The sequence below is a fragment of the Streptomyces sp. NPDC048171 genome (genome assembly GCF_043202655.1).
Classification (GTDB): domain Bacteria; phylum Actinomycetota; class Actinomycetes; order Streptomycetales; family Streptomycetaceae; genus Streptomyces.
This window is the reverse complement of record NZ_JBIDAU010000037.1, coordinates 1-5319: the sequence shown is the minus strand read 5'-3', so window position 1 is coordinate 5319 and position 5319 is coordinate 1. Positions and strand designations below refer to the sequence as shown.

Sequence of the window (5319 nt, the reverse complement as noted above, 5' to 3'; positions counted from 1 at the left end):
GCATCCCGGGGTGGCGCAGGCGGCTGTCGTCGCCCGTGAGGACACTCCCGGGGACACCCGCCTGATCGCCTACATCGTCCCCGTCACGGACACCAACACCACCAACACCACAACTGCCCCAGACGCGGTCCTGACCGCCGACCTGCGAGCCCATGCCGCCGCACACCTGCCCGCCTACATGATCCCCGCAGCCTTCGTGCCCCTGCCCGAACTCCCCCTGACCATCAACGGCAAACTCAACCGAGCCGCGCTCCCCACCCCCGAATACGCCGCAGCCGACACCGGACGCGCCCCGGCGACGGCGGCGGAGGAACTGATGTGTCAGGTGTTCGGTGAGGTGCTGGGTCTGGAGTGGGTGGGGGTTGAGCAGGACTTCTTCGAGTTGGGTGGGCATTCGTTGCTGGCGATGCGGTTGGTGTCGCGGTTGAGGGTGGTGTTCGGGGTTGAGGTGGGTGTGCGGGTGTTGTTCGAGGCTTCGACGCCGGCGGGGCTGGCGGCGCGGATCGCGGGTGCGGGCGCGGCACGGGTGGGTCTGACACCGTGGGTGCGGCCTGAGAGGGTGCCGTTGTCGTTCGCCCAGAGGCGGTTGTGGTTCCTGGCGCAGTTGGAGGGGCCGAGCGCGACGTACAACATTCCGATCGCACTCCGTCTGGAGGGTGCGTTGGATGTTGCCGCACTGCGGGTGGCGTTCGGTGATGTGCTGGGGCGGCATGAGGTGTTGCGGACGGTGTTCCCGGTGGTGGACGGGGAGCCGTATCAGCGGGTTCTGGCGGTCGGTGAGCTGGGGGAGGTGCTGCGGGTCGGGCGGGTGTCCGAGGGTGAGGTGGCGGACCTGGTGGCGCAGGAGACCGGGCACGGGTTCGACCTCGCTGTCGAGGTGCCGCTGCGGGCGCTGCTGCTCGAGACCGGTGCGGATGCGCACGTGCTCGTGGTGGTCGTGCATCACGTGGCAGGGGACGGATGGTCGATGGGCCCCCTGGCTCAGGACATTTCCGTCGCGTACGCCGCACGGTGCGAGGGCCGTGTGCCTGGTTGGGAGCCGTTGCCGGTGCAGTACGCGGACTACACCCTGTGGCAGCGGGAGCTGCTGGGTGATGAGGATGATCCGGACAGCGTGCTGGCCGCACAGGTCAGCTTCTGGCGGGACGCGTTGGCGGGGGCGCCGCAGGAGCTGGCGCTGCCGGTGGATCGGCCGCGACCGGCAGCGGCTTCGTACCGGGGCCACACGGCGTCGCTGGTGGTCCCGGCGGAGGTGCACGCGCAGCTGACGGCACTGGCGCGGGAGCAGGGCGTGACCCTGTTCATGGTGGTGCAGGCTGCGCTGGCCGTGCTTCTGTCGAAGTTGGGTGCGGGGGAGGACATTCCTGTCGGTACGGCGGTGGCCGGCCGTACCGACCAGGCGCTGGATGATCTCGTGGGGCTCTTCGTCAACACGCTGGTGCTCCGCACCGATGTGTCGGGGGACCCGACCTTCGGCGAACTGCTTGGGCGCGTACGGGAGACGAGTCTGGCGGCGCTGGAGCACCAGGAGGTGCCGTTCGAGCGGTTGGTGGAGGTGCTGGCACCGGACCGCTCGCTCGCGCGGCATCCGCTGTTCCAGGTCATGCTCACCCTCCAGAATCTGGGTCAGGCCAGGCTGGACCTCCCCGATCTGCGGGTGGCGCCGGTGTCCGGCGGTCCGCGGGTGGCGAAGTTCGATCTCGATGTGTCGTTGGGTGAGGTGACCGACGGTGAGGGCCGCCCGGTGGGGTTGCGGGGGTCGGTCACCGGGGCGGCGGATCTGTTCGACGCGGGGACCGTGGATGCGGTCGCCGAGCGGTTGCTGAAGGTGCTGTCGCTGGTGGCCGCAGACCCGCAGGTTCGGGTGGGACAGGTCCAGGTCCTGTCGGGAGCGGAACGGCACCAGGTGGTGACCGATTGGAACGACACCGCCGTACCAAAGCCGGAAACGACGTGGCTGTCGCTCTTCGAGGATCAGGTGCTGCGGGACCCGAGCGCTGTCGCGGTCGTGTATGGAAATGAACGTGTGTCGTATGGAGAGTTGGATGAGCGGGCGCACCGGCTGGCGGGGGTGCTGGCCGGTCGGGGTGTGGGGCCGGAGTCGGTGGCGGCGGTCATGCTGGAGCGGTCGGTCGAGCTGGTAGTGACCTTGCTGGCGGTGTGGAAGGCCGGTGCTGCCTATCTCCCCGTCGATCCGGACCATCCCTCCGAAAGGCTCGCGTTCACGCTGACCGACGCCCGCCCGTCCTGTGTGCTTACGACGCATGCGCACGCCGGTGAACTTCCGGCAGACCTGACCGTGCCCGTGCTTGCCGTCGACGAGGCGGAGCCGGCTGGTAGGGATGAGTGGTCGAGTCCGGTCCTGACGGCCGGGCATGCGGCGTACGTGATGTATACGTCCGGGTCGACGGGGAGGCCGAAGGGCGTGGTGGTCACCCACGGAGGCCTGGCCAACCATCTCCTCTGGGCACAGCGAACGTTCCGGCTGGAGGCGTCGGACCGAGTGCTCAACAAGACGCCGTTCGGGTTCGACGCGTCGGTCTGGGAGCTGTGGTGGCCGTTGATGTCCGGGGCGGCGTTGGTGATCGCCGCCCCGGATGGCCACCGTGATCCGGCCTACCTGGCGGACTTGGTGCGGCGTGAGGAGGTCACCGCCGCACACTTCGTACCTTCGCTGCTGTCGGTGTTCGTCGCCGAGTCCGCCGCGGCCGATTGCACGAGTCTGCGGATGCTGTTCTGCGGCGGTGAGGCGCTGACGGACGCTCTGCATCAACGGGTTACGAGCCTGTGGGACGTGGAGTTGCACAATGTCTACGGGCTGACGGAGACCACGGTCGACTCGACGTCTTGGCACGGCGGTACGAGCGAAACGGCAGGTGGGAGTGGTCCGATCGGTGTTCCGATCGGTCGGCCGGTCGACAACACCCGCGTCTATGTGCTGGACCGGTTCCTGGAGCCGGTGCCGCCGGGTGTGGCGGGGGAGCTGTATGTGGCCGGCACGGGCCTGGCACGGGCGTACCACGAGCGACCGGGGCTGACGGCGGAGCGGTTCGTGGCCTGCCCGTTCGGCGATGCGGGTGAGCGGATGTACCGGACCGGTGACCTGGTGCGGTGGACGGTGGACGGGCAGCTGGTGTTCGTAGGCCGTGCGGACGATCAGGTGAAGGTCCGCGGCTTCCGGGTCGAGCCGGGTGAGGTCGAGGCCGTCCTGGCGGCACATCCCGAGGTGGCTCGAGCGGTGGTGGTCGCCCGGGAGGACACCCAGGGTGATGAGCGCCTCGTCGCGTACGTCGTGCCCGAGGGTGATGCTGGACGGGGCGACGAACTGTCCGGCGAAGTGCGTGCCCTCGGGAGCGCGCGGTTGCCGGAGTACATGGTGCCCTCTGCGGTCGTGGTGCTGGATGAGTTGCCGTTGTCGGTGAACGGGAAGCTGGACCGGGCGGCCCTCCCCGCGCCGGAGTATTCGTCTGCCGGTGGGCGGGGTCCTGCCACGGTGGCCGAAGAGCTGGTGTGCCAGGTGTTCGCGGAGGTGCTGGGCGTCGAACACGTTGGGGTGGAGGACAACTTCTTCGAGCTGGGTGGGCATTCGTTGCTGGCGGTGTCGTTGGTGCAGCGGCTGCGTGAGCGTGGGTTCGGGGTGTCGGTGCGGGTGTTGTTCGAGGCTCCGACGTCGGCGGCGTTGGCTGCTGCGGGCAGTGGCGGGGGTGTGGTGGAGGTGCCTCCCAACGAGATTCCGGAGGGGGCGGAGGTCATCACGCCGGAGATGCTGCCGCTGGTGGAGCTGACAGCGGCGCAGATCGACTTGGTCTGTGAGTCGGTCGAGGGTGGGGCGGCGAACGTCGCCGACGTGTATCCGCTGGCGCCGTTGCAGGAGGGCATCTTCTTCCACCACCTGCTCACCGGCCCGGGTGAGGCGGACGTCTACCTCGTGCCGATGATGCTCGGTTTCGACAGCCGTGCGCGATTGGACGCGTTCCTGGCGGCGTTGCAGCGGGTGGTGGACCGGCACGACATCTACCGCACTGGGCTGGTGTGGGAGGCGTTGCCCGAGCCGGTGCAGGTGGTCCGGAAACGTGCGGTCGTCCCGGTCACCGAGGTGGTCCTGACCGGGGACGGTGATGACCCGCAGGCCGAGCTGCTCGCGCTCGCCGGACGCTGGATGGACCTGCGACGGGCGCCGCTGCTGCGCGTACACGTGGCGGCCGAGCCGGGCGGTGAGCGGTGGCTCGGCTTGGTGCAGGTGCACCACCTGCTCCAGGACCACACCGCACTGCAGGTGGTGCTGGGCGAGGTCGCGGCGTTCATGGGAGGGCGCAGCGATGCTCTCCCTGAGCCGCTGCCGTTCCGTGACTTCGTGGCCCAGGCCCGGCTGGGGGTCTCACGCGCCGAGCACGAGGAGTTCTTCGCGGAGCTGCTGAGGGACGTGACGGAGCCGACGCTGCCGTTCGGCCTGGCCGATACGCGCGGCGACGGCACGGGTGTGCGGCAGGGGCGGCTGCGGGTCGATGACGGACTGGGAGACCGGTTGCGGGAGCAGGCCCGTCGCCTGGGGGTGAGTCCGGCGACGTTGTTCCATGTGGCGTATGCGCGGGTGGTGGGGAGTCTGGCGGGGCGGTCGGACGTGGTGTTCGGGACGGTGTTGCTGGGCCGGATGAACTCCGGGCGGGGTGCGGACCGGATTCCGGGGCCGTTCATGAACACCCTGCCGGTGCGGGTGGACATGGCAGGCCTGGATGTGGTGGGCGCGGTGCGGGCGATGCAGGGGCAGTTGGCCGGCCTGCTGGTGCACGAGCACGCTCCCCTCGCCCTGGCGCAGAAGGCCAGCGGCGTTCCCGCCGCAGCCCCGCTCTTCACGTCCCTGCTCAACTACCGTCATGGCGGTCAGCCCCGCCGGGACGGCGGTGGCGGTGGGAGGAATGGTGGTCTTGCCGGGGTGGCGATGCTGTCGATGGAGGACCGGACGAATTATCCGCTGTCGGTGTCGGTGGATGATCTGGGGACCGCGTTCGGGCTGACGGCTGATGCGGTGGCGCCGGGGGATCCGGAGCTGGTGTGCGCGTTGCTGCAGAACGCGGCCGAAGGCTTGGTCGAGGCGCTGGAGAGTGCACCGGAGACACCTCTGGGTGAGGTCGCCGTGGTGTCACCGCTCGTTCGCGAGCGGATGGTCGTGGAGTGGAATGATGCGCCTGTGGTGGGGGTGGTGGGTTCGGTGGTGGAGTTGTTTGGGGAGTGGGTGGTGCGGGATCCGGGTGCGGTGGCGGTGGTGTGTGGGGGTGAGTCGTTGTCGTATGGGGAGTTGGATGAGCGGGCGGGTTTGTT

Annotated in this window: 1 protein-coding gene; it reads left to right on the top strand. The window is 69.3% G+C overall.

Annotated elements, in window-relative coordinates; translation table 11 throughout:
• A partial coding sequence (locus ACGF3J_RS38660) for an amino acid adenylation domain-containing protein (RefSeq protein WP_393856122.1) occupies nucleotides 1-5319 on the top strand: 5319 nt, incomplete at both ends.